This is a genomic window from Acidovorax sp. (assembly GCF_022763525.1).
Lineage (GTDB): Bacteria > Pseudomonadota > Gammaproteobacteria > Burkholderiales > Burkholderiaceae_C > Acidovorax.
The window spans coordinates 1-22963 of the sequence record NZ_JALEGG010000237.1 but is presented as its reverse complement, the minus strand read 5'-3'; the positions used below and the strand labels follow the sequence as shown (position 1 = coordinate 22963).

Below are 22963 nucleotides of genomic sequence, written 5' to 3'. Positions count from 1 at the left end.
CGAGTTCCGCGAGTTCTTCCCGAAGAATGCCGTGGAGTATTTCGTGAGCTACTACGACTACTACCAGCCGGAGGCCTATGTGCCGCAGCGCGATCTGTTCATCGAGAAGGACAGCGCCATCAACGAGCACATCGAGCAGATGCGGCTGTCGTGCACCAAAAGCCTGATGGAGCGGCGCGACGTGGTGATTGTGGCCACGGTGTCGGCGATTTATGGCATCGGCGAGCCCGAGAGCTACCACCGCATGGTGATGACGCTGCGCGTGGGCGACAAGCTGGGCCAGAGGGATGTGATCGCGCAGCTCATCCGCATGCAGTACCAGCGCAATGAGCAGGATTTCAGCCGGGGTAAATTCCGCGTGCGGGGCGACACCATCGACGTGTTTCCGGCAGAGCATTCCGAACTGGCCATCCGCATCGAGCTGTTCGATGACGAGGTGGAGAGCCTGCAGCTTTTCGACCCGCTCACGGGTCGCATCAAGCAGAAAATCCCGCGCTTTACCGTCTACCCCAGCAGCCACTATGTGACGCCGCGCGACAAGGTGCTGACTGCCGTGGAGACGATCAAGATCGAGCTGGCCGAGCGGCTTCAGCAGCTGGTGCAGGATGGCAAGCTGGTGGAAGCGCAGCGGCTCGAGCAGCGCACCCGCTTCGACCTTGAGATGCTCAGCGAGGTGGGGCATTGCAAAGGCATTGAAAACTACACGCGCCACCTGTCAGGCTCCGCGCCTGGCGACCCGCCCAGCACCCTCACGGACTACATGCCGCGCGATGCCCTGATGTTCCTGGATGAAAGCCACCAGATGATCGGCCAGCTGAGCGCGATGTACAACGGCGACCGCGCGCGAAAGACCACATTGGTGGAGTACGGCTTCCGTCTGCCTTCGGCGCTGGACAACCGACCACTGAAGTTCGAGGAGTTCGAGCAACGGATGCGGCAGGTGATCTTCGTGACCGCCACGCCTGCAGACTATGAGCGCACCCATTCCGGGCAGATCGTGGACCAGGTCGTCCGCCCCACCGGTCTGGTGGACCCGGAGGTGGAGGTCCGTCCCGCGACACATCAAGTGGACGACGTGCTACAAGAAATACGCATTCGTGTCGAAAAGAGTGAACGTGTACTCATTACCACGCTGACCAAGCGCATGGCAGAACAATTGACCGACTACCTCACCGACAACGGCGTGAAGGTGCGGTACCTGCACAGCGACGTGGACACCGTGGAGCGAGTGGAGATCATCCGCGATCTGCGCCTCGGGGCGTTCGATGTGCTGGTGGGGATCAACCTGCTGCGCGAGGGGCTGGATATTCCGGAGGTATCGCTGGTGGCGATTCTCGATGCCGACAAGGAAGGCTTCCTGCGCGCCGAGCGCAGCCTGATCCAGACCATCGGACGTGCTGCGCGGAATCTGAACGGCAAGGCCATCCTCTATGCGGACCGGATTACCGATTCCATGAAAAAAGCAATGGGGGAAACGGAACGCCGGCGCATCAAGCAGATCGCACACAACCAAGCCCATGGCATTGAGCCGCGCAGCATTGTCAAGCGGGTGCGAGACCTGATTGACGGCGTGTACAGCGAAAAAGCCGGTAAAGATGCCGAGCGTCTGGAGCAGGAAGCACTGCAGCGCGCCAAGGTGGAGGACATGTCGGAGAAAGACGTGGCGCGCGAGATCAAGCGGCTGGAGAAACTGATGCTTGACCATGCACGAAATCTCGAGTTCGAGCAGGCCGCGCGGGTTCGCGACCAACTGACGCGGCTCAAGGACCAGGCGTTCGGTGCCCACGGCAACGATTCTGCGGTTTTGTGAGCCCGAAGACGGTCTTCAATACGGTTGAGTTAATTTATAACTAGTTGGTTTTTTAACCCGACAGATTCGATAGGGATTTGTGTTATACTTGCACAAAATACTCAAGAAAAAAGCCTTGCGATGAAGGGCTCTGCGCCGAAGGGGTGTGGAGTTAGGGGCGGAGACGGTGCCTCGCTGGCCCAGGGCTGGCGCAGGTGGTTTCGAATGAACACGCCTTAGCACAAGGAGCTTGCGATGCGTCTCACAACCAAAGGCCGGTTTGCGGTCACCGCCATGATTGATCTGGCCCTGCGCCAGAACAACGGTCCCGTGACGCTGGCTGCGATCAGCCAGCGCCAGCAGATTTCTTTGTCTTATCTCGAGCAGCTGTTTGGCAAACTTCGCCGGCATGAACTGGTCGAATCCACGCGTGGCCCTGGTGGGGGATACACCCTTGCGCGCAAAGCCCAGGACATCACCGTGGCCGACATCATCGTGTCGGTGGACGAGCCGATCGACGCCACTCAATGCGGGGGCAAGGAAAACTGCCTGGGCGAGGCTGGGCGTTGCATGACGCACGAATTGTGGGCGTCGCTGAATCAGCGCATGGTCGAGTTTCTTGATTCCGTCACTCTGCAAAAATTGGTCGACGAGCAAATTGCAAAGGGCGTGCAGATTGAGGACAAGCCGGTTGTTCGCCGCGCCATTTCGACTGCGCCTGTGGTCAAGCCCATCCGCGTGAATGCGCCGAATTCTGTGTTTGCATTGGGCAACGCGTTCGCAAAATCCTGAAAATCTGGGGCTGGGGCCGGCCTGCGGGTCGGCTTTGCCCTGAATGATCGCTGTAATTGTTCGTTTTTGTTTCTTCTCTTGCCAGCCAGAGAACACACTGAGCCAGCCATGGACATGACCCCGCACTTTCCCATCTATCTCGACTATGGCGCCACCACTCCGGTGGATCCCCGCGTCGTGGATGCCATGATCCCGTGGCTGCGCGAGCATTTCGGCAATCCGGCATCGCGCAGCCATGCGTGGGGCTGGGAGGCTGAAGAGGCGGTGGAGAAAGCCCGTGTCCAGGTGGCCGACCTGATTGGTGCCGACCCGCGCGAAATCGTATGGACTAGCGGCGCTACGGAGTCCATCAATCTGGCCTTGAAGGGCGCGGCTCACTTCTACAAAGGCAAGGGCAAGCACCTCATTACCCTCAAGACGGAACACAAGGCCGTGCTGGACACCATGCGCGAGCTGGAGCGCCAGGGCTTTGAAGTCACGTACCTGGACGTGCAGGAGGACGGACTGGTCAATATGGACGCCCTGAAGGCTGCCATCCGTCCTGACACCATCCTGATCAGCGTGCTGTTCGTGAACAACGAGATTGGCGTGATCCAGGACATCCCCGCCATCGGCACGCTGTGCCGTGAGAAGGGCATTCTTTTCCACGTGGATGCCGCTCAGGCCACGGGCCGGGTGGAGATCGACATGGCGACGCTGCCCATCGACCTGATGAGCATGACCGCCCACAAAACCTATGGACCCAAGGGCATCGGTGCCTTGTTTGTGCGCCGCAAGCCCCGCGTGCGCCTGGAAGCGCAGATGCATGGCGGCGGCCACGAGCGCGGTATGCGCTCGGGCACCTTGCCCACGCACCAGATTGTCGGCATGGGTGAAGCGTTCCGCATCGCCAAGGAAGAAATGGCTGAAAGCAATGCCAAGGCCAAGGCGCTGCAGCAGCGTTTGCTGGATGGCCTGAAGGACATTGAGCAGGTCTTCATCAATGGCAGCATGGAACGGCGCGTGCCACAAAACCTGAACATGAGCTTCAACTTCGTCGAAGGCGAATCGCTCATCATGGGAATCAAGGGTTTGGCTGTCTCGTCCGGCTCAGCCTGTACATCGGCCAGTCTGGAGCCCAGCTATGTGCTGCGCGCTTTGGGGCGCAGCGACGAGCTGGCCCATAGCAGCCTGCGCATGACCATCGGCCGTTTCACCACGGAAGAAGAAATCGACTACGCCATTGCCACCATTCGCGAAAACGTAGCGCGCCTGCGCGAACTGAGTCCGCTGTGGGAGATGTACAAGGACGGCATCGACATCAGCACCATTCAATGGGCTGCGCACTGAATCCCTGAATCCTGAAGAATTGAAGAGGTACACATCATGGCTTACTCCGCAAAAGTGGTTGACCATTACGAAAACCCCCGCAACGTGGGATCGTTCGACAAAGGTGACGATTCGGTGGGCACGGGTATGGTGGGCGCACCTGCCTGCGGCGACGTGATGAAGCTGCAGATCAAGGTCAACCCCGACACCGGCGTCATTGAGGATGCGCGTTTCAAGACCTATGGCTGTGGTTCGGCGATCGCGTCCTCGTCGCTGGTGACTGAATGGGTCAAGGGCAAGACGCTCGACGAAGCGGCGGCCCTCAAGAACAGCGAGATTGCCGAGGAACTGGCATTGCCTCCCGTCAAGATCCACTGTTCCATCCTCGCCGAGGATGCCATCAAGGCCGCTGTTCTGGACTACAAGACCAAGCATGCAGCCGCCGCGACCGCGGCCTGATGGGCTGTGATGGCCTGTTGACTGATTGAGCGACGGATGACTATGGCGATAACGCTGACGGAAGCCGCTGCCCGGCATGTGAACCGCTACCTTGCCCGCCGCGGCAAGGGCGTGGGCGTGCGCCTGGGTGTGAAGACCACGGGGTGCTCGGGGCTGGCCTACAAACTGGAGTACGTGGACGACATGGAGCCCGAAGACATTGTTTTCGAGAACCACGGCGTCAAGGTGCTGATCGACCCCAAGAGCCTTGCGTACATTGACGGCACCGAACTGGACTTCGTGCGCGAAGGTCTCAATGAGGGATTCAAGTTCAACAACCCCAACGAGCGTGACCGCTGCGGCTGCGGGGAGAGTTTCCGCGTGTGAACGCCGTGAGACCCATGCCATGAACCGCCAGCGCGTGATGTGCTGGCGGTTTTTTCTTGGACTTTCGCCTGATACCCCTTCCGATGAACCTGCAATCTGACGACTTCGAACTTTTTGGGCTGACGCTTCGGTTTGCGCAGGAGCGCAGCGCAGTGGATGCCCGGTGGAAAGAGCTGCAACGCCAAGCCCACCCCGACAAGTTTGCGGCCCAGGGTGCGGCCGCTCAGCGTGTGGCCATGCAATGGTCGGTGCGCATCAACGAGGCGTACCAGCGCCTGAAGGACCCCATGCGCCGCGCAGCCTATCTGTGCGAGCTCCATGGCGCGCCCATCCTGGCCGAGGACAACACGGCCATGCCGGCCGCCTTTTTGATGCAGCAGATGGAATGGCGCGAAGCGCTTGAAGAGGCGGGCACCGCGGCGCAGCTCGATGCGCTGGAGGATGAGGTCGAGCAAGCTCGCCGCGCAGCGCTGGCCCGTTGCGAGCAGCTCATCGACCATCAGAAGGACTATGTGGCTGCGGCGGGGCAGGTCAGAGCCCTCATGTTCATTGCGCGATTTGGCGAGGACATCGAACGACGCCGCGACCAACTGGGACAATAGCGCGGTTTTGCTTATTCAATGGGCCCGCGCTCCTGGCGGCAGCCCTCCCACGTTGAGATTCGAACTTTCATGGCGCTTTTGCAGATTTCCGAACCCGGCCAGTCTCCCGATCCGCACCAGCGGCGCATCGCGGTTGGTATCGACCTGGGCACCACTCATTCGCTGGTGGCTGCCGTGCGCAATGGCGTCGCCGAGTGTTTGCCGGATGCGCAGGGCCGGGTGCTGCTGCCCTCCGTGGTGCGGTACCTGGAGAAGGGCGGGCGCCAGATTGGATACGACGCCGTGGCCGCCCAGGCGCAGGATGCTCGCAACACCATTGCATCGGCCAAGCGCTTCATGGGGCGCGGCCTCAAGGATGTGGCCGAAGCGAGCAAGTTGCCCTACGACTTTGTTTCCGCTGGCGGCGCGGGCGCCGAGGGCATGGTCAGCCTCGCTACGGTAGATGGCAACAAGTCGCCAGTCGAGGTCAGCGCCGAGATCCTTGCAACGCTGCGCTACCGGGCTGAAGACACCTTCAACGATGATCTGTACGGTGCGGTAATCACGGTGCCGGCCTATTTCGACGACGCGCAGCGCCAAGCCACCAAGGATGCCGCGAAACTCGCGGGCATCCATCTGCTGCGGCTGATCAATGAGCCCACCGCAGCCGCCATAGCCTACGGCCTCGACAACGCCAGCGAAGGTGTCTATGCCGTCTATGACCTGGGTGGCGGCACGTTCGACATTTCCATCCTGCGCCTCACCCAAGGCGTGTTCGAGGTGATCGCCACGGGCGGCGATTCCGCCTTGGGCGGGGACGATTACGACGCCGCTTTGGCAGATTGGGTGCTGAAGCAGCAAGGGCTGGAGGTTGTCACTCCTGCCGACAAGTCTGCAGTGCGCATGGCTGCGCGGGCCTGCAAGGAAGCTCTGACTGCTACTGATTCAGTAGCATTTGCCGCCCGGCTGTCAAGCGGTGAGGTCCATTTTGAGGTGAAGCGTTCAGACTTTGAAACGGTGACAGCCGAGCTCACGGCCCGCTCCATGGCTGCCGTGCGCCGCGCGCTGCGTGATGCCCATCTGGCCCGCGACGAGGTTCAGGGCGTGGTGATGGTAGGCGGCTCTACCCGCATGCCACAGGTGCAGCGCGCCGTGGAAGAGTTCTTTGGCAAGCCGCCGCTCACCAATCTCAATCCTGACGAGGTCGTGGCACTGGGGGCTGCCATCCAGGCCAATCAGCTGGCGGGCAACAATACGGCGGGCGACCTGCTGCTGCTGGACGTGATTCCCCTGTCGCTGGGCATCGAAACCATGGGAGGGCTGGTCGAGCGCATCGTGGCGCGCAATGAAACCATCCCTACCGCGAAGGCGCAGGATTTCACCACTTACAAGGATGGGCAGACAGCGCTGGCGATCCATGTAGTGCAGGGCGAGCGCGACCTGGTGCAGGACTGCCGCAGCCTTGCGCGCTTTGAACTGCGGGGTATTCCGCCCATGGCTGCTGGCGCTGCGCGCATCCGCGTGACCTTTACCGTGGATGCGGATGGTCTCTTGAACGTCAGCGCGCGGGAGCAGGGGAGCGGCGTGGAGGCGCGCATTGACGTAAAACCCTCCTATGGTCTTTCCGACGAGGAGATCGCCCGGATGCTGCAAGATGGCTTTGCCACGGCCGCGCAGGACATGAAGGCCCGCGCCGTGGTCGAGGCGCGCGTGGACGCCGATCGCATGCTCATCGCAACGCAAAGCGCGCTCGATGCAGATGGCGACGTGCTGAGCGCGCACGAGCGTGCGGCCATCGATGCCCTCATGGTCGCGCTGCGGCACCAGCGCGATTCCGACGACGCTGCCGCCATCGAAGCTGCCACCACCGCCCTGGCCAAGGGCACCGAGGCGTTTGCCGCCGCACGCATGAACCGGGGCATCCGGCAGGCGCTTGCCGGCAAGAATGTGCAGGCACTTTGAGCCGCAACGCCCAACGAACAAGACGACAAGACACACCAACCCCATGCCCGTCATCAAGATTCTTCCCCATCCTGAATACTGCCCAGCCGGAGCGCAGATCACGGCGCCTGCGGGCACGTCCATCTGCGAGGCTTTGCTGGAGAACCATATCAACATTGAACACGCTTGCGACATGAGTTGCGCGTGCACAACCTGCCATGTCATCGTGCGCGAGGGGCTGAGTTCGCTCAATGCAGCCGAAGAGGAGGAAGAGGATCTGCTGGACCGCGCCTGGGGACTGGAGCCACAGTCGCGCCTGTCGTGCCAGGCCATCCTGGCGCAGCAGGACCTGGTGGTGGAGATTCCGAAGTACACGATCAACCACGCCAAGGAGAACCACTAGATGAGCGCAGCGCCGGGCCACCCCAAGCAAGCTCTCGCCCCGCTGGGGGGCAGGGAGCTCACGAAGTGCCGAGTATGGGGGGACGCATGACTCGCCAGATTGTTCTCGACACCGAAACCACCGGCCTGTCGGCCGAGGGTGGCGATCGCATCATTGAATTGGGCTGCGTGGAACTGCTCAACCGCAAGCTCACCGGCAACAACCTGCATCTGTATTTCAACCCCGGCCGGGACAGCCACGAAGATGCCTTGAAAGTGCACGGCATCAGCAATGAGTTCCTGAAGGACAAGCCCAAGTTCGCCGAGGTGGTGGACGACATCCTCCAGTACCTCCAAGGGGCCGAGATCATCATCCACAACGCAGCGTTCGACGTAGGCTTTCTGAACAAGGAGCTGGAGTTGGTAGGGCGCCCCGCTTTCCGCACCTATGTCCAAAGCGTGACGGACACGCTGGCCATGGCCAAGGAGATGTACCCCGGCAAGCGCAACTCGCTGGATGCGCTGTGCGACCGGCTGGGCGTGGACAACTCCGGCCGTACCCTGCATGGCGCCTTGCTCGACGCGGAGCTGCTGGCCGATGTCTACATCAACCTCACCCGCGGCCAGGACGCCCTGCTCATGGTGGACGAGGTGCAGGACAGCGGCGATGGACCGAAAGTGGCCGCCATCGACCTGCGGGGCTTGAGCCTACCGGTTCTGCGCGCCAGCGAGCAGGAGCAGACCGCTCACGCGGAGGTGCTGGCCCAGATCGACAAGGCCAGTGGCGGAAAAACAATTTGGCGAACTTTTCAGACGGCCTGAAAAGCTGTGTCATAATCTAAGGCTTGTCGCAGCGACACGGGTGATTAGCTCAGCGGTAGAGCACTGCCTTCACACGGCAGGGGTCACATGTTCGATCCATGTATCACCCACCAATTCGAAACCCCTGCAGATCCTGGTCTGCAGGGGTTTTTTCATGGGTCTTCGGTAGTTGCAATCCGTCGCGGTGGTGATGCAGGGTAGAGCGGCTAAAGTCTCATGACAGAAAAACTTGGCGCGGCTGTTCAGCGGAAGCGTCGCCGCTACCTCGGCCGTGTTCGTTTGCCTTGCTGCCGCCTTGGAGATCCACCCATGATTACGTTCTACAACCCCATGCACCGCGGGCATGCCCCCGCGCATGAGTTTTTTCGGGGCGAGCGCGTTCCCTGTTTTGAAAGCCCTGCGCGCGTGGATTACGTCGAAGAAGCCTTGCGGGCGCGAGGCCATGCCATGGTGCCACCGGACATCGATAGCGGCCCGGTACTACCTCAGGTGCATGCGCCGCGGTACCTTGCTTTTTTGCAGACCGCCTGGCCGCAATGGCTGGCCCTAGACCCTGCCAATTCGGAGGTGCAGCCGTTCCCGTCCGTGTGGCCGGTTCGCACTTTGCGCAGCGATGTCGAGCCAGAGAACTTCATCGCTCGCCTGGGCCTGTATTCCATGGACAACGGCACGCCACTGGCTCACGGCACCTGGGATGCCGCCAAGGCGGGGGCCGATGCGGCTGCCAGCGCCGCCGTGCGTGTGGCGCAGGGGGCTCCTGCTACGTTCTGCTGCAGCCGGCCCCCGGGCCATCACGCGGGGCCGGACTTCATGGGCGGCTATTGTTTCTTGAATAACGCCGCCGTCGCTGCCCAGGTGCTGCGCAATCAGGGCGCTCAGCGTGTCGCGCTGCTGGACGTGGATTACCACCACGGAAACGGTACGCAGAGCATTTTCTATGACCGGGCCGATGTCCTGTTCGTCAGCATCCATGGCGACCCGCGCACGGAATACCCTTTTTACCTGGGCCATGCGGACGAGCATGGAGAAGGGCCGGGTGCTGGGTACAACGTCAATCTGCCGTTGCCGGCAGGCGCCACCGCGCAGGCCTGGTTTGGCGCGCTGGAGCAGGCATGTGCCCGGATCGCGGCCCATGGCGCGGACGCACTGGTGGTCTCCCTGGGGCTAGATGCATTCGAGGGAGACCCTATCTCCCGTTTTGCGCTGACCTCGTCGGACTTCAGCCGTCTTGGAGAGCGTCTGGCGCAACTGCGTCTGCCCGCGGTGTTTGTCCTGGAGGGCGGGTACGCTGCAGCAGAGCTGGGAACCAATGCGGTCAACGTGCTGGATGGCTTTGGCAGGGGCTGACCCCGCGGGACATTCCGATAACCAAAGCGGTGAGAGGGCAGGGGATATGGCAGAAGTAGTGGACTGCGTGGTCGTTGGCGCGGGCGTGGTCGGTCTGGCGGTGGCTCGTGCGCTGGCCTTGCGTGGCCGCGAAGTGATGGTGTTGGAGGCTGCGGACCAGATCGGGACGGGCGTCAGCTCGCGCAATAGCGAGGTCATCCACGCCGGGCTGTATTACCCCGCCGGTTCTTTGAAGGCTCGGCTGTGTGTTCGGGGCCGCGACATGCTCTACGCCTACTGCGCCGAGCGGGGCGTGCCCCATCGCCGCTGCGGCAAGCTGGTGGTGGCGACCTGCCTGGAACAACTGGCGAGCCTGCGCTCTGTCCAGGCCCGTGCCGAGGCCAATGGCGTCGGCGACCTGCGCTGGCTGAGCCAGCAGGACGCGCAGGCGATGGAACCGGCGCTGCAATGTGAGGCTGCATTGTTGTCGCCCAGCACGGGCATTGTCGACAGCCATGCATTGATGCTCGCCCTGCACGGCGATCTGGAGCATGCGGGAGGCCTTGTGGTGCTTAATTCGCCACTGGCGCTTGCGGAATGTGCGCAAGACGCTATATTTTTGGTAGCTAATGATGGCACGCAGCTGCAGGCGCGCACCGTGGTCAACGCGGCAGGGCTGAACGCCCCTGCGCTGGCGCGCCGTTTTGCGGGCCTGGATGCGCAGCACGTCCCGACAGCCTTCTACGCCAAGGGAAACTACTTCACGTTGTCCGGCAAGGCGCCCTTCAGTCGCCTCGTCTACCCGGTGCCCGAGGCGGCTGGCCTGGGTGTCCACCTCACGCTCGACCTGGGTGGGCAGGCCAAGTTCGGACCCGACGTGCAGTGGGTTGACAACGCCGACGACGTGATGGTCGATCCATCCCGCGGCGACGCTTTCTATGCCGAAGTGCGCAAGTATTGGCCTGCGCTGCAGGATGGCGCTCTGGTGCCTGGCTACGCGGGCATCCGTCCCAAGATCCACAGCCCCGACGAGCCTGCGACCGACTTCGTGATCCAGGGCCCGGCGATTCATGGCATTCCAGGCTTGGTCAACTTGTTCGGGATCGAGTCTCCGGGGTTGACCAGCGCGCTGGCCATTGCTGAGCACGTGGCATCGCTTGTTTGAGGCAACGCAACCCCGTGTCATTGGTAACCGCTTGCGTCCCCGTCCTACGAAAGGGGAACATGGCGCGTGACTAAGATGAGGCTGTATTCTGTCCGGCGGCGCCGGCAGGATGGCCGGTTTTTTTGTTCACCTAAGAAAGGCTTGTATGACTGCTTCCGACACCACCTCTGAACTGGAAAAACTGGTTTCCGACCTGCGCGGCCTGTTGGCCAACAAGGACCTCGACGCGGTTCCCGAGATCAAGCTGCTGCGCCAGCGCCTGGATGACGGCATGCACCATGTGCGCGAGTCGGCCGTTCGCGCTGCGCAAGACGCCGCCCGCCAGGCCAAGGATGCCGCCCTGGCCGCCGACCGTTATGCCCACGACGAGCCCTGGCGCGTTGCAGGTGCGGCGCTGGCACTGGGTGCGGTGGTGGGGTTCCTGCTTGCGCGCCGCTGATCGCCGCGATCTGGTCTTGCGCGAATTCTCCGAAGGCACGCTATGAACTGGTTGTCTATCCTGGGGTTGGATGCATTCGTAGCCCGCTGGCGTGCCAACGTCATCGAGGGCGCCATTGCCGCCGAGGACCGGATGGAACTGGCCCGTCTGGAATGGCAAGACCAGAAGCAGCGGCTGCAGCACATGCTGGTGCTGACCATTCTCGTGGCCGGACTCACGGTGGTCGCACTCATCATGTTTTCATTCGCCGTGCTGGTGCACTTTTGGGACACTCCCCAGCGCTCTGTCGTCGCTTGGATCGTTGCAGGTGCCTGGGTTGCCGGGTGGGCTGTGGCCCTTGGGTCGCTGATCTCTGTAGCCCAGCGGGCCCGCAACGGTTTTGCGCTCACGCGGCGTGAACTGGCGCAGGATTGGCGGGACATCAAGGAGCGCCTGTGATGGCAACCACGTCTTCTACCTCGGCATCGTCGGTTTCGCAGGGCGGCTCCTTGGCTGCCGTTCCACAACCCACCGAAGCGCAGCAGCGTGTGCTGGAGCGTATCGCTGCCCAGCGCGATCGGCTGCACGCTCGCCGGACTGCGCGCATGCAGGCGATGGCACTGGCGAGGCATGAGCAAGGGCTGGGCGGCACGGATGAGTCGCTGGCACTTCGCGCGGCCGCATTCGCGCGAGAGCACCCTCTGGCCGTCGCTGCGATGGCAGCTGTTGCGGTCGTCGCGGGGCCACGCCGCCTCATTCGGTGGGCAGGGGTGGCGTTGCCGCTGTTGATGCGGTTGCGTCGCTAGCCGTGCCGGTTTCCGTGCGCGAATAGAAAGAGAAAAGGGCCGCTGTTCACGCAGCGGCTTTTTTTCGTCGCCGCGTTGAAGGATCAGCGCAGGGCCTTGAGTGCTTTCGCGGCTTTGACGACGAGGGCGGGGCCTTCGTAGATCAGCCCCGTATAAATCTGCACCACGTCGGCGCCTGCGCGAATCTTGCTGACAGCGTCTTGCGGGCTCATGACACCGCCCACCCCGATGATGGGGAAGCGGCTCCCCAACGCGGCCCGCAGCTGACGGATGACCTGATTGCTGGGCTCCAGGACCGGCGCGCCGCTCAGGCCTCCGGTCTCTTCGGCATGGCGCAGCCCTTGCACTGCGGAACGGCCAATGGTGGTGTTCGTGGCGATCACGCCATCCATGCCATGCCGCTGCAGCGTTGCTGCGATCACGCTGACCTGCGTTTCATCCAGGTCGGGTGCGATCTTCACGAAGACAGGCACGCGCCGTGCATGCTGAGTAGCGAGGGTTTCGCGCCGCTCGGCGATGGCGCCCAGCAACCCGTCCAGAGCTGCATCGCTTTGCAGGGTGCGCAGGTTCTGCGTGTTGGGCGAGCTGATGTTGACGGTCACATAGTCGGCGTGCGGGTAGACACCTTCCAGGCAGGTCAGGTAGTCGCTGGTCGCGTTTTCAATGGGGGTTGTCGCGTTCTTGCCGATGTTCAATCCCAGCAGCATGGGATGGCGCCGCGTCTGGGTGCGAAACCGCGCCTGCTGCACGTTGCGCAGGAAGGCATCGAGGCCCTCGTTGTTGAAACCCAGCCGGTTGATCAGCGCACGGGCCTCCGGCAGTCGGAACATGCGGGGCTTGGGGTTGCCCGGCTGCGCTTTGGGTGTCACGGTGCCCACCTCCACAAAGCCGAAGCCCATGGCGCCCAGCGCGTCGATACAACGCGCGTTCTTGTCCAGGCCTGCCGCCATGCCGACCCGGTTGGGAAAGGTGAGGCCCGCCAGCTCCACAGGGTCGTCCACAGTCTCATTGCACCAAGCCCACTGCAGCGGCGTACGTTGCCCGCGTGCCAGCATGTCCATGGTGAGTTCGTGGGCCGCTTCGGCGTCCATGCCGAAGAGAAAGGGGCGGGTGAGGGAGTAGGGGATCAGGGACATGGAGGGATAATTCGAGGATTACCCCTGATTTTCTCCTATGACAACCTCTGCTCCCCTGACTCAAGACGAACTCAAGACCCTGGTAGGCCAAGCCGCGCTGCAATACGTGGTACCTGGCGAGATTGTGGGCGTAGGGACTGGCTCCACGGTCAACAAGTTCATCGATGCGCTGGCCACCCTCAAGGACCAGATCAAGGGGGCGGTGTCCAGCTCGGTGGCCAGCACGGAGCGTCTCCAAGCGCTCGGCATCCCCGTCTACGACGCGAATGACGTGGATCGCCTTTCCGTCTACATCGATGGCGCGGACGAAATCGACGGCAAGGGTTACATGGTCAAGGGCGGCGGCGCGGCCCTCACGCGCGAGAAGATCGTCGCTGCGCTGGCCGACAAGTTTGTGTGCATTGCCGACGAATCCAAGCTTGTGCAGGCGTTGGGCCAGTTTCCCTTGCCGGTGGAGGTGATTCCCATGGCTTGCGCGCACATTGCGCGGCGGTTCGCAGCGATGGGCGGTCAGGCCCAGGTGCGGATGCGGGATGGGCAACCGCTGGTCACCGACAACGGCCAGCACATACTGGACGTTCGCGGGCTTTCCGTGACGGATCCGCTCACATTCGAGAGCGACATCAACCAATGGCCTGGCGTGGTGACGGTGGGCGTCTTTGCGCACCAGAAAGCCGCCGTGTGCCTGCTGGGTACAGCGCAAGGGGTGAAGACAATCACCTACTGAGCGGCGACACGTGAGGGTTCGACCGAACGTTTTTTGATTCAAGCAAAGCAAAGGGCCCCGTCGGGGCCTTTTTGCTGGGTCGGCTGTGGGGCCGCGCCGCCTTGGAGACGGTGCGGGCGCCTTAGAAGCGGATGCCAGCCGGGTTGCTGGGCGAGGGCCCATCATTTGCCGGTGCGGGTGCAGGCGAGCGGGTCGGTGCTGTGGGCGCTGAAGCCGCCGATGGCGTTGTTGCGGGCTCCGCCGGTTTCACGGCGACCAGTGGTGCGGGCGCAGGCCGACGGTAGTTTCTGGGCAGCTGCGACTGTTTGGGATAGCCTGCAGCGTCGAGGTATTGGACCCACTCGGCCTCAGAATACCCCGCGAGCTGCTGGCCGCCGATGGTGCCAAAAGGCAGGCTGGTGGCACCGCTCAACCTCTGCAGGGCGGCGATGTCCTCGTTGCTGGACACCGTACGTTCCGTGAACGGAATTCCGCGCGAAGTGAGGAGATTGCGCGCAGACGTACACGGCGCGCAGTCGCTACCCGTGTAGAGCGTGACCGGATAGCGATTGGCGACCTGGCGCAGCGCGAAAGGCAACTCGCCATTGGCGGCGTCTGGCGCTTCTGCAACAGCGCGTGCAGACTGTGGCTGCGCACTGGCCTCTGCGGGCGGGCGGTCTGAAAAGGTCACCTTTCCATCCGGCCCGACGATGCGATACACCCCTTGCGCCTGGGCGGCGGCACAGGCCAGCGTCATCAGCAAGGATGCAAGCAGGGGAGCGGTCAGTGGTTTTTGCATGATGTTCATTCTCCTTGGCTCCTTGCAGGATGCCTGGCTCAGGCGGCCACTTCTTCGGCCATGCCCTGGTGGCGCAACAGGGCGTCCAGGCTGGGCTCGCGGCCCCGGAAAGCCTTGAACGATTCCATGGCGGGGCGGCTGCCGCCCACCTCCAGGATGGTCTGGCGGTAGCGGCGCCCTGTTTCGATGCTGGGCAGGCCATCCTGGCCCGCGGTTTCTTCAAACGCTGCGTAGGCATCCGCGCTCAGCACCTCGGCCCATTTGTAGCTGTAGTAGCCGGCCGCGTAGCCGCCGGCGAAGATGTGGCTGAAGGTGTGGGGCGTGCGGCTGAACGCCGGCGGGTGCAGCACGGCCACCTCACGGCGCACGGCCTCCAGCAGGGGCATGATGTCCTGCGCGGGGTCGTGCTCGGTGTGCAGCAGCATGTCGAACAGCGAAAACTCGATCTGCCGCAGCGTCTGCATGCCGCTTTGAAAGTTCTTGGCGGCGATCATCTTGTCAAACAGCGCGCGGGGCAGGGGTTCGCCCGTTTCCACGTGGGCAGTCATGTGCTTGAGCACGTCCCATTCCCAGCAGAAGTTTTCCATGAACTGGCTGGGCAGCTCGACTGCATCCCACTCCACGCCGCCAATGCCCGAGACGTCGCGCTCGTTCACCTGGGTGAGCATGTGGTGCAGGCCATGGCCAAATTCGTGGAAGAGCGTGATCACGTCGTCGTGCGTGAGCAGCGGCGGCTTGCCGTCCACGCCGCTGGCAAAGTTGCATACCAGGTGCGCCACTGGCGTTTGCAGCACGCCGGTGTCGGGGCGCAGCCAACGCGTGCGCACGTCGTCCATCCAGGCGCCGCCGCGCTTGCCCGTGCGGGCCGGCTGGTCGAGGTAGAACTGGCCGACCAGCACGGTGCCCTTATGGGCTCCTTCGGGATGCGCGCGCTCGATCCGGTAGAACTCGACGGCCGGGTGCCAGACCGCGGCCGTGTCGCGCCGGATGGAGACCTCAAAGAGGGTTTCGATGATCTTGAACAGGCCCGCCAGCACCTTGGGTGCCGTGAAGTACTTCTTGACCTCCTGCTCGCTGAAGGCGTAGCGGGCTTCCTTGAGCTTTTCGGAGATGTAGGGCCAGTCCCAAGCCTGCGGATCGGAAAGGCCCAGGTGTTCAGCGGCGAAGGCGCGCAGATCGGCCATGTCTTTCTCGGCGTAAGGCCGAGCGCGGCGGGCCAGGTCGCGCAAGAAGTCGATGACTTGCTGGGGCGACTGGGCCATCTTGGGCACCACGGACACTTCTCCAAAATTGGCGTAGCCCAGCAGCTGGGCTTCTTCGCGGCGCAAAGCGAGGATTTCGCCGATCAGGGCCGTGTTGTCGAACTTGCGGGCGTCGCCATCAGCCTGATCAGAGGCGCGGGTGACGTAGGCGCGGTAAAGCTTCTCACGCAGGTCGCTGCGGGCGGCGAACTGCATGACGGGCAGGTAGCAGGGCATTTTCAAGGTCAGCTTGTAGCCTTGCTTGCCCTCCGCCTGCGCCGCGGCGAGCGCAGCCTGTTGCACGTCGTTCGGGATGCCTTTCAGTTCGTCAGCCGTGGCGTAGTAGGCATAGGCGTCGGTGGCGTCCAGTGCGTTCTCGCTGAACTTCTGGCTCAGCTCGGCCTGGCGTTCCTGGATCTGTGCGAAACGCTCCTTGGCAGGGCCCGTCAACTCGGCCCCGCTGAGCACGAAGTTGCGAATCGCATTGGCGTGCGCCTGCCGCTGTTCTGCGGTCAATATCGCGGGGTCAATGGTTTTGTACTTGGCGTACAAGCGCTCGTCGGCGCCCAGGCGCGTCCAGAACTCGGTGACCTTGGGCAGAGCGGCGTTGTAGGCGGCGCGCAGTTCAGGTGTGTCGGCCACGCTGTTGAGGTGGCTGATGCTGCCCCAGGCCGTGCCCAGCCGCTCTGTGGCGACGTCGAGCACTTTCGCAATGGCGTCCCAGCGGGCAGGAAAGTCCGGCGCCGTGACGGTCTCCAGGGCCGCATTGGCGCGCTCCAGCAGCACATCCACGGCAGGCGCAACGTCTTGCGGTGTGATGCGGTCGAAATGGGGGAGATCCGAAAAGTCGAGAAGGGCGTTGCTCATGCGAAGTCAGATGGCGCCGGGCGCCGCGGGTTCAAGTTGCAAAACAGCCGGCACCGCCCTGGGTGCGCTCAGTTCGCGGCAGTGCGCTCGGCAGCTTCGATGGTGTTCACCAGCAGCATGGTAATGGTCATGGGGCCGACCCCGCCAGGCACGGGGGTGATCCAGCCGGCGACTTCCTTGACGCCGTCGAAATCCACGTCGCCGCAGAGCTTGCCTTCATCATTGCGATTCATGCCCACATCGATCACCACGGCACCCGGCTTGACCATGTCAGCAGTCAGCACATTGCGCTTGCCCACCGCGGCAACGATCACGTCGGCCTGAAGGGTCTGCGCCTTGAGGTCCTGCGTGGCACTGTGGCAGATGGTGACAGTGGCGTTCTGGCCCAGCAGCATGAGAGCCATGGGCTTGCCCACGATGTTGCTGCGGCCAATGACCACGGCGTGTTTGCCCTTGAGGCTGTAGCCGATGCTCTCCAGCATCTTCATGCAGCCGTAGGGAGTGCAGGGCCAGAAACCGGGCATTCCGGTCATCAGGGCGCCCGCGCTGGCAATGTGGAAGCCGTCGACGTCCTTGGCGGGTGAGATGGCTTCAATCACCTTCTGGGCGTCGATGTGCTTGGGAAGGGGCAGTTGCACCAGGATGCCGTGGATGGTGGGGTCGTTGTTGAGCGCATCCACCCGCGCGAGCAACGCGGCCTCCGTCATGTCTGCGTCGTACTTTTCGAGGACCGAGTGCAGGCCGCTGTCCTCGCAGGCCTTGACCTTGTTGCGCACGTACACCTGGCTCGCCGGGTTGTCGCCCACCAGGACTACGGCCAGACCGGGGGTGGCGCCATGGGCTTTCAGCGCTGCAGCGCGTTGCGCCACGTCGGCGCGCAGTTGACGGGAGAGGGCGTTGCCGTCGATGAGTTGAGCTGTCATGTCAAGAAATATCAGTCAAATCGTGCTCTCGCGCTTTATTGACAAGCGCGACAAGCTATCAAAATAAGAGCATCAACCCTTGGGAGCATTCTGGCCAAGGGCGATCTTGAGCAGATCCGCCACGGTGTTGGCGTTGAGCTTCTCCATGATGTTGGCGCGGTGCGCCTCCACCGTCTTGATGCTGATGCCCAGGTCGTCGGCAATCTGCTTGTTCAGGCGGCCTGCCACGATGCGTTCGAGCACCTGGGCCTCGCGGCTGGTCAGCTTGGAGAGCAGGGCGTCGCGGCTGGCAGCCTGCTGGTAGCCGGCGAAGGCTTCGCGGGCGTGGTCGAGCATGCGCTCGACCAGGCCCACGAGTTCTTCTTCGTTGAAGGGCTTCTGGATGAAGTCGAGCGCGCCTTTCTTCATGGTGTTCACGGCCATGGGCACGTCGCCGTGGCCGGTGATGAACACGATGGGCAGCGGGGACTTGCGCTCGATCAGTCGGTCTTGCAACTCCAGGCCGGTCATGCCGCCCATGCGGATGTCCACGATCAGGCAGGCGACTTCGCGCGGGTCGTAGCGCGAGAGAAACGTCTCGGCCGAATCAAAGCACCGCACCCGGTAGTCCTTGCCTTCCAGCAGCCACTGCAGGGAATCGCGGACCGCCTCGTCATCGTCCACCACGTAAACCGTGCCTTTTTTCGGAATCAAGCTCATGCAATTGTCCTTGGATTGTCAGTTTTTGCTACAGAATTTGTAGTGCTATCGGCAGGCTTGGCGAGCGGAAGCCAGAAGGAGAACCTGCAGCCCGTGACCTCGGATCCATTGTAGAGGTTCTCTGCCTGCATCCTGCCCTGGTGCGACTCGACGATGCTGCGGCACAAATTGAGGCCCATGCCCATGCCTTCTTCCTTGGTGGAGAAGAAAGCTTCGAACAGGCGCTCCAGCACCTCGGGCGCCAAGCCGCGGCCGGTGTCCTGCACCGAGAATTCCACCACCTCGCGCTCCTCGATGTGTTTGGGCACCACGCGCAATTCCACGCTGCGCCCGGACGGCGGACGGTTGGCGTGCTGGATGGCCTCGGCACCGTTCTTCATGAGGTTGACCAGCACCTGCTCGATCAGGATGGTGTCGGCCATCACCGGGGGCAGGCGGGCTGCGACGTAGTGCGTGAGGCGCACGTTGTGGCGGCGCAGTTCGATGTCGGCCAGCTCCACGGCTTCGTTGACCATCGAGTGCACATCGGCGAGGGTGCGGTTGGGCTCGCTCTTCTTCACGAATGCGCGGATGCGCTGGATGATCTGGCCGGCGCGCTGGGCCTGGTGGGCGGTTTTCTGCAAGGCCGTGAGCAATGCCTCTTCGGTCAGCTGGCCGCTCTGGATGCGCGAGATCATGCCGCTGCAGTAGTTGTTGATGGCCGTGAGTGGCTGGTTGAGTTCGTGCGCCACGCTGGAGGCCATCTCGCCCATCGTGATGAGGCGGCTGACCGACTGGGCGCGTTCGGCTTGGCGGGCGGCCTGTTCCTCGGCCTGGCGGCGGGGGGTGATGTCGGTGGCAATCACCATCTGCGCCAGGCGGCCGTCCACCCAGTTGAGGTAGCGCGAACGCACTTCCAGCCACTTGCCCAGGTCGGGCAGGAATATCTCGGCGTTCTCGGTACGGGCGGTGGTGAGTGGGTCGGTGGGCAGGCCCATGAGCCCGTCTTCGTCGTCCATGCCCGTGTGGTCGGTGCCCGCCACGGGCACTACGCCCGCCTGGGCTACCAGTTGAAGATGCCCCCCGGTTTGCGAGCCAAACCATTGGCGGTACAGCTTGTTGGCAAACAGGAGCTCTTCGCTGCCCAGCGGCGCTACCGACACGGAGGCATCCAGCGATTCCAGCACGATCGTGAAGCGTTCGTGCGACGCCGACAGCTGTTCGCGAATGCGGTTGGGCTCAGTGATGTCCGTCATTGAGGTCATCCAGCCCGTCTGCTGGCCGTGCGCATCGATCAGCGGGGAGACGTAGAGCCGCGCGTCAAACAGCGTGCCGCTCTTGCGCCGCACGCGCACCTGGAAGCCACCCACGATGGTCTTGCCCGAAAGTTCATCGCGCAGCTTGGCGTGCAGGGCTTCGTGGTCGGATTCCGGCCAATAGGGGAACGGGGCCTTCAGGCCCACAAGCTCCGCTTCGGTCCAGCCTGTCATCTGGCAGAACGCTGCGTTCACATACGTAATCCGGCCTTCCATGTCCAGGGCACGCATTCCGGTGAGGATCGAGTTCTCCATGGCTCGCCGGAAGTTCGTCTCGGCCACGAGCGCTTGCTGTGCCTGCATGCGCCGGCGGGTGTGCCGCCACGTGGCGATCAGCATCCAGGCCGTCATGGCGCTGAGCGTGCCCACCAGCCAGAAAAGTCCGCTGCCAACGACACCCAAGGAAGTGCGGTACGCCTCGGCGCGCAGCACCAGGCCGTTGCCCACTGGCGAGACGGGCACTTCGTATTCGTTGGCTCGGGGCGTCCACGGGAGCAGTTGGGTGGCACCCGTGCGGGGGCCCAGCGGGGTGCCTGCCAGCAGCTGGTTCTTGCTGTCGATCAGCGTGACTGCATACCGGGCCAGCACTTCGGTGGGGGTGCCATAGCGCAGCAGGCTGTCGACCGAATACTCGGCCAGCACCACGCCGCTGAACTTGCCTTGGTTGTTGAGTGGCACTTGCAGTTGCAGCAAAGGTGTCGAGTCGCCGGCAGCGGCGGCGGGCTGTGCGTACACAGGCTGCTGCAGATCCCGCGCCAGCCCGAAGGTATCGGCGGTGTCGCCGGGTTTGAGCACCTCGCCCGCAATGCGCAACTCGCTGCTGGCCAGCGTGGGCGCTGCATGGCTGGCGCGGATGCGGCGGCGTTCGTCAATCCAGGTGACGGCCTGTAGCTCAGGGTACTGGCTGATCAGGGCTTCCGCGCGGCTCACAAAGTCGCCGCGCTCCAATTCCTGGTTGGAGAGGTCGCGCGCAATGCGCATGAGCTGCTCTTGCCGTTCCAGCAACCGCAACCGCACGCGCTGCTGGGCATATTCCACATCCCGGCGCAGGGCTTCTTGCTCGCGCTCGGCTTCCTCGGCGCGCAAATACCAGAACGCCACCACGATGGCGGCAAGGAACATCAGCACAGCCGCGAGCGGGGCCAGGGCTGCAAACCGGTCCTGCCGCGTAGGTGAGAGCCCGCGCCACCACTTGCGCCACCAGCGCGCTGGCGCGGCCACGACCATGGCGGGAGAGGAGGGCTGAACTAGCTGGGATTCCATGACGCGAGTGTAGGTGAGGGACGACAACCCGCCTTTGTGAAGATCAATGTGCAGGTGCAGCAATTTGCCGTAATATGAAATGAATAGGCACCATTTGAAATTGAGGGAAATTATGCGAAACTAGAGCCAACGTACTAAATTGCTGCCACATCTAAAGGAGACAAGCATGTCAGCTCAGCCCGACCCACAGGCCGGCCTCGGTATCGGCACCGACGCAGACCAACAGGAAACCCGCGAATGGATGGACGCCCTGTCCGCCGTCATCGAAAAAGAGGGTCCTGAGCGCGCTCACTCCTTGCTGGAGCAGCTGCTGGAACACGCCCGCCAGTCCAGCATCGATCTGCCGTTTTCGGCCAACACCGGTTACGTGAACACCATCGAGCCTGAGCAAGAAGCCCACTGCCCCGGCAACATCGCCATCGAAAAGCGCCTGCGCGCCTACATGCGCTGGAATGCCATGGCCATGGTCGTGCGCGCCAACCGCCTGAACCCTGCTGACGGCGGTGACCTGGGCGGCCACATCGGCTCCTTTGCCTCGGTGGCCAGCATGTTTGGTGCCGGCTTCAACCACTTCTGGCACGCGGCCAGCGAAGACCATGGCGGCGACCTGCTGTACATCCAGGGCCACAGCGCGCCCGGTATCTACGCCCGTGCTTACCTGGAAGGCCGCCTGAGCGAAGAACAGCTCGACAGCTTCCGCCAGGAAGTGGACGGCAAGGGGCTGTCCAGCTACCCGCACCCCAAGCTCATGCCCGAGTTCTGGCAGTTCCCCACGGTGTCCATGGGCCTGGGCCCGTTGATGGCCATCTATCAGGCCCGTTTCCTCAAGTACCTGCATGCCCGCGGTATTGCCAACACCGAAAACCGCAAGGTCTGGGTGTTCTGCGGCGACGGGGAAATGGACGAACCCGAATCCCTGGGCGCCATCGGCCTGGCTGCGCGTGAAAACCTGGACAACCTGGTGTTTGTCATCAACTGCAACCTGCAGCGCCTGGACGGCCCGGTGCGCGGCAACGGCAAGATCGTGCAGGAACTTGAAGGCGAGTTCCGCGGCGCGGGCTGGAACGTGATCAAGCTGCTGTGGGGCAATGGCTGGGACGAACTGCTGCGCCGCGACAAGAGCGGCAAGCTCAAGCAGTTGATGATGGAGACGCTCGACGGCGACTACCAGGCCATGAAGGCCAACGACGGTGCCTTCGTTCGCAAGAACTTCTTCGGCAAGTACCCCGAAACCGCCAAGCTCGTCGAGCACATGACCGACGAAGAGATCTTCGAGCTGCGCCGCGGTGGCCACGAGCCCGCCAAGGTGTACGCCGCCTTCCACGCTGCCAATGCGCACAAGAACCAGCCCACCGTGCTGCTGGTCAAGACCGTCAAGGGCTACGGCATGGGCAAGGCTGGTGAAGGCAAGAACACCGTGCACCAGACCAAGAAATTGTCGGACGAGGACATCAAGTACATCCGCGACCGTTTCAACATTCCGATCCCCGACAGCCAGTTGGCTGACATTCCCTACTACAAGCCGGCCGAAGACACGCCGGAAATGCGCTACCTGCACGAGCGCCGCAAGGCCCTGGGCGGCTACCTGCCCAGCCGCCGCCCCAAGGCGGAAGAGAGCTTCACGGTGCCGTCGCTCGACACTTTCAAGGCCGTGCTGGAGCCCACCGCCGAAGGCCGCGAGATCTCCACCACCCAGGCCTATGTGCGCTTCCTCACGCAGCTGCTGCGCGACCAGGCGCTGGGTCCGCGCGTGGTGCCCATCCTGGTGGACGAAGCCCGCACTTTCGGCATGGAAGGCCTGTTCCGCCAGATCGGCATCTACAACCCCAAGGGCCAGATGTACACCCCGGTCGACCGCGACCAGGTGATGTACTACAAGG

The 22963-nt window shown here is 63.0% G+C and carries 22 protein-coding genes and 1 tRNA gene; 17 read left to right on the top strand and 6 right to left on the bottom strand.

Going from position 1 to position 22963, the window contains the following annotated elements; translation table 11 throughout:
• From uvrB to MRY84_RS18050, 15 genes are all read left to right on the top strand, one after another.
• The coding region (uvrB, locus tag MRY84_RS18120) for an excinuclease ABC subunit UvrB (protein ID WP_291507093.1) at positions 1-1810 on the top strand (1810 nt) is incomplete at its 5' end.
• 234 nt (positions 1811-2044) lie between these two features.
• A complete protein-coding gene (iscR, locus tag MRY84_RS18115; protein WP_291507092.1) occupies positions 2045-2581 on the top strand; it encodes a Fe-S cluster assembly transcriptional regulator IscR in 537 nt (178 codons plus the stop codon).
• A gap of 108 nt (positions 2582-2689) precedes the next feature.
• The gene (locus tag MRY84_RS18110; protein ID WP_291507091.1) at positions 2690-3910 is read left to right on the top strand and encodes an IscS subfamily cysteine desulfurase; all 1221 of its coding nucleotides are present in this window, start codon (positions 2690-2692) and stop codon (positions 3908-3910) included.
• Between the two features lie 36 nt (positions 3911-3946).
• Entirely contained in the window at positions 3947-4348 is a 402-nt protein-coding gene (iscU, locus tag MRY84_RS18105) for a Fe-S cluster assembly scaffold IscU (protein ID WP_291507090.1), read from the top strand.
• Positions 4349-4390: 42 nt separating this feature from the next.
• Complete coding sequence (iscA, locus tag MRY84_RS18100; RefSeq protein ID WP_291507094.1) at positions 4391-4714, top strand: iron-sulfur cluster assembly protein IscA; 324 nt, start codon at positions 4391-4393, stop codon at positions 4712-4714.
• Between the two features lie 83 nt (positions 4715-4797).
• Complete coding sequence (gene hscB, locus MRY84_RS18095) at positions 4798-5316, top strand: Fe-S protein assembly co-chaperone HscB (protein ID WP_291507089.1); 519 nt, start codon at positions 4798-4800, stop codon at positions 5314-5316.
• Positions 5317-5385: 69 nt separating this feature from the next.
• Positions 5386-7257, top strand: coding sequence for a Fe-S protein assembly chaperone HscA (gene hscA, locus MRY84_RS18090; protein ID WP_291507088.1), 1872 nt, complete (start codon positions 5386-5388; stop codon positions 7255-7257).
• A 43-nt stretch (positions 7258-7300) separates the two neighbouring features.
• Complete coding sequence (gene fdx / locus MRY84_RS18085; RefSeq protein ID WP_291507087.1) at positions 7301-7639, top strand: ISC system 2Fe-2S type ferredoxin; 339 nt, start codon at positions 7301-7303, stop codon at positions 7637-7639.
• Positions 7640-7725: 86 nt separating this feature from the next.
• The gene (gene dnaQ, locus MRY84_RS18080; RefSeq protein WP_291507086.1) at positions 7726-8439 is read left to right on the top strand and encodes a DNA polymerase III subunit epsilon; all 714 of its coding nucleotides are present in this window, start codon (positions 7726-7728) and stop codon (positions 8437-8439) included.
• A 38-nt stretch (positions 8440-8477) separates the two neighbouring features.
• Positions 8478-8552, top strand: a tRNA-Val gene (locus MRY84_RS18075).
• Between the two features lie 196 nt (positions 8553-8748).
• A complete protein-coding gene (locus tag MRY84_RS18070) occupies positions 8749-9786 on the top strand; it encodes a histone deacetylase family protein (protein ID WP_291507085.1) in 1038 nt (345 codons plus the stop codon).
• A gap of 46 nt (positions 9787-9832) precedes the next feature.
• Entirely contained in the window at positions 9833-10930 is a 1098-nt protein-coding gene (locus MRY84_RS18065; protein ID WP_291507084.1) for an NAD(P)/FAD-dependent oxidoreductase, read from the top strand.
• Between the two features lie 145 nt (positions 10931-11075).
• Positions 11076-11369 (top strand): DUF883 family protein, encoded by a 294-nt coding sequence (locus MRY84_RS18060; protein ID WP_291507083.1) that lies wholly within the window; start codon positions 11076-11078, stop codon positions 11367-11369.
• Between the two features lie 42 nt (positions 11370-11411).
• A complete protein-coding gene (locus MRY84_RS18055; RefSeq protein WP_291507082.1) occupies positions 11412-11807 on the top strand; it encodes a phage holin family protein in 396 nt (131 codons plus the stop codon).
• A complete protein-coding gene (locus MRY84_RS18050; protein WP_291507081.1) occupies positions 11807-12154 on the top strand; it encodes a hypothetical protein in 348 nt (115 codons plus the stop codon). The genes MRY84_RS18055 and MRY84_RS18050 overlap by 1 nt, the downstream gene beginning before the upstream one ends.
• An 83-nt stretch (positions 12155-12237) precedes the next feature.
• Here MRY84_RS18050 and MRY84_RS18045 read toward each other — a convergent pair whose 3' ends face one another.
• A complete protein-coding gene (locus tag MRY84_RS18045; RefSeq protein WP_291507080.1) occupies positions 12238-13290 on the bottom strand; it encodes a quinone-dependent dihydroorotate dehydrogenase in 1053 nt (350 codons plus the stop codon).
• Between the two features lie 37 nt (positions 13291-13327).
• Between MRY84_RS18045 and rpiA the strand changes: the two genes are divergently transcribed.
• Positions 13328-14017, top strand: a complete 690-nt coding sequence (gene rpiA / locus MRY84_RS18040; protein ID WP_291507079.1) for a ribose-5-phosphate isomerase RpiA — start codon at positions 13328-13330, stop codon at positions 14015-14017.
• Between the two features lie 121 nt (positions 14018-14138).
• Here rpiA and MRY84_RS18035 read toward each other — a convergent pair whose 3' ends face one another.
• From MRY84_RS18035 to MRY84_RS18015, 5 genes are all read right to left on the bottom strand, one after another.
• Positions 14139-14804, bottom strand: a complete 666-nt coding sequence (locus tag MRY84_RS18035; protein ID WP_291507078.1) for a glutaredoxin domain-containing protein — start codon at positions 14802-14804, stop codon at positions 14139-14141.
• Positions 14805-14833: 29 nt separating this feature from the next.
• Complete coding sequence (locus MRY84_RS18030) at positions 14834-16903, bottom strand: M3 family metallopeptidase (protein WP_291507077.1); 2070 nt, start codon at positions 16901-16903, stop codon at positions 14834-14836.
• Positions 16904-16971: 68 nt separating this feature from the next.
• The gene (gene folD / locus MRY84_RS18025; protein ID WP_291507076.1) at positions 16972-17826 is read right to left on the bottom strand and encodes a bifunctional methylenetetrahydrofolate dehydrogenase/methenyltetrahydrofolate cyclohydrolase FolD; all 855 of its coding nucleotides are present in this window, start codon (positions 17824-17826) and stop codon (positions 16972-16974) included.
• Between the two features lie 72 nt (positions 17827-17898).
• Positions 17899-18525 (bottom strand): response regulator transcription factor, encoded by a 627-nt coding sequence (locus MRY84_RS18020; protein ID WP_056168907.1) that lies wholly within the window; start codon positions 18523-18525, stop codon positions 17899-17901.
• The gene (locus MRY84_RS18015) at positions 18522-21083 is read right to left on the bottom strand and encodes a PAS domain S-box protein (protein WP_291507075.1); all 2562 of its coding nucleotides are present in this window, start codon (positions 21081-21083) and stop codon (positions 18522-18524) included. Before MRY84_RS18015 ends, MRY84_RS18020 begins: the two co-directional genes overlap by 4 nt.
• A 166-nt stretch (positions 21084-21249) precedes the next feature.
• Between MRY84_RS18015 and aceE the strand changes: the two genes are divergently transcribed.
• A partial coding sequence (gene aceE / locus MRY84_RS18010; protein WP_291507074.1) for a pyruvate dehydrogenase (acetyl-transferring), homodimeric type occupies positions 21250-22963 on the top strand: 1714 nt, incomplete at its 3' end.

Coding starts and splice junctions, on each gene's coding strand:
- MRY84_RS18110 (WP_291507091.1), top strand. CDS start 2,690: ATGGACATGACCCCGCACTTTCCCATCTATCTCGACTATGGCGCCACC.
- iscR (WP_291507092.1), top strand. CDS start 2,045: ATGCGTCTCACAACCAAAGGCCGGTTTGCGGTCACCGCCATGATTGAT.
- MRY84_RS18065 (WP_291507084.1), top strand. CDS start 9,833: ATGGCAGAAGTAGTGGACTGCGTGGTCGTTGGCGCGGGCGTGGTCGGT.
- MRY84_RS18020 (WP_056168907.1), bottom strand. CDS start 18,525: ATGAGCTTGATTCCGAAAAAAGGCACGGTTTACGTGGTGGACGATGAC.
- MRY84_RS18015 (WP_291507075.1), bottom strand. CDS start 21,083: ATGGAATCCCAGCTAGTTCAGCCCTCCTCTCCCGCCATGGTCGTGGCC.
- iscA (WP_291507094.1), top strand. CDS start 4,391: ATGGCGATAACGCTGACGGAAGCCGCTGCCCGGCATGTGAACCGCTAC.
- MRY84_RS18055 (WP_291507082.1), top strand. CDS start 11,412: ATGAACTGGTTGTCTATCCTGGGGTTGGATGCATTCGTAGCCCGCTGG.
- rpiA (WP_291507079.1), top strand. CDS start 13,328: ATGACAACCTCTGCTCCCCTGACTCAAGACGAACTCAAGACCCTGGTA.
- MRY84_RS18070 (WP_291507085.1), top strand. CDS start 8,749: ATGATTACGTTCTACAACCCCATGCACCGCGGGCATGCCCCCGCGCAT.
- iscU (WP_291507090.1), top strand. CDS start 3,947: ATGGCTTACTCCGCAAAAGTGGTTGACCATTACGAAAACCCCCGCAAC.
- MRY84_RS18035 (WP_291507078.1), bottom strand. CDS start 14,804: ATGAACATCATGCAAAAACCACTGACCGCTCCCCTGCTTGCATCCTTG.
- MRY84_RS18050 (WP_291507081.1), top strand. CDS start 11,807: ATGGCAACCACGTCTTCTACCTCGGCATCGTCGGTTTCGCAGGGCGGC.
- MRY84_RS18060 (WP_291507083.1), top strand. CDS start 11,076: ATGACTGCTTCCGACACCACCTCTGAACTGGAAAAACTGGTTTCCGAC.
- MRY84_RS18045 (WP_291507080.1), bottom strand. CDS start 13,290: ATGTCCCTGATCCCCTACTCCCTCACCCGCCCCTTTCTCTTCGGCATG.
- hscA (WP_291507088.1), top strand. CDS start 5,386: ATGGCGCTTTTGCAGATTTCCGAACCCGGCCAGTCTCCCGATCCGCAC.
- fdx (WP_291507087.1), top strand. CDS start 7,301: ATGCCCGTCATCAAGATTCTTCCCCATCCTGAATACTGCCCAGCCGGA.
- MRY84_RS18030 (WP_291507077.1), bottom strand. CDS start 16,903: ATGAGCAACGCCCTTCTCGACTTTTCGGATCTCCCCCATTTCGACCGC.
- dnaQ (WP_291507086.1), top strand. CDS start 7,726: ATGACTCGCCAGATTGTTCTCGACACCGAAACCACCGGCCTGTCGGCC.
- folD (WP_291507076.1), bottom strand. CDS start 17,826: ATGACAGCTCAACTCATCGACGGCAACGCCCTCTCCCGTCAACTGCGC.
- hscB (WP_291507089.1), top strand. CDS start 4,798: ATGAACCTGCAATCTGACGACTTCGAACTTTTTGGGCTGACGCTTCGG.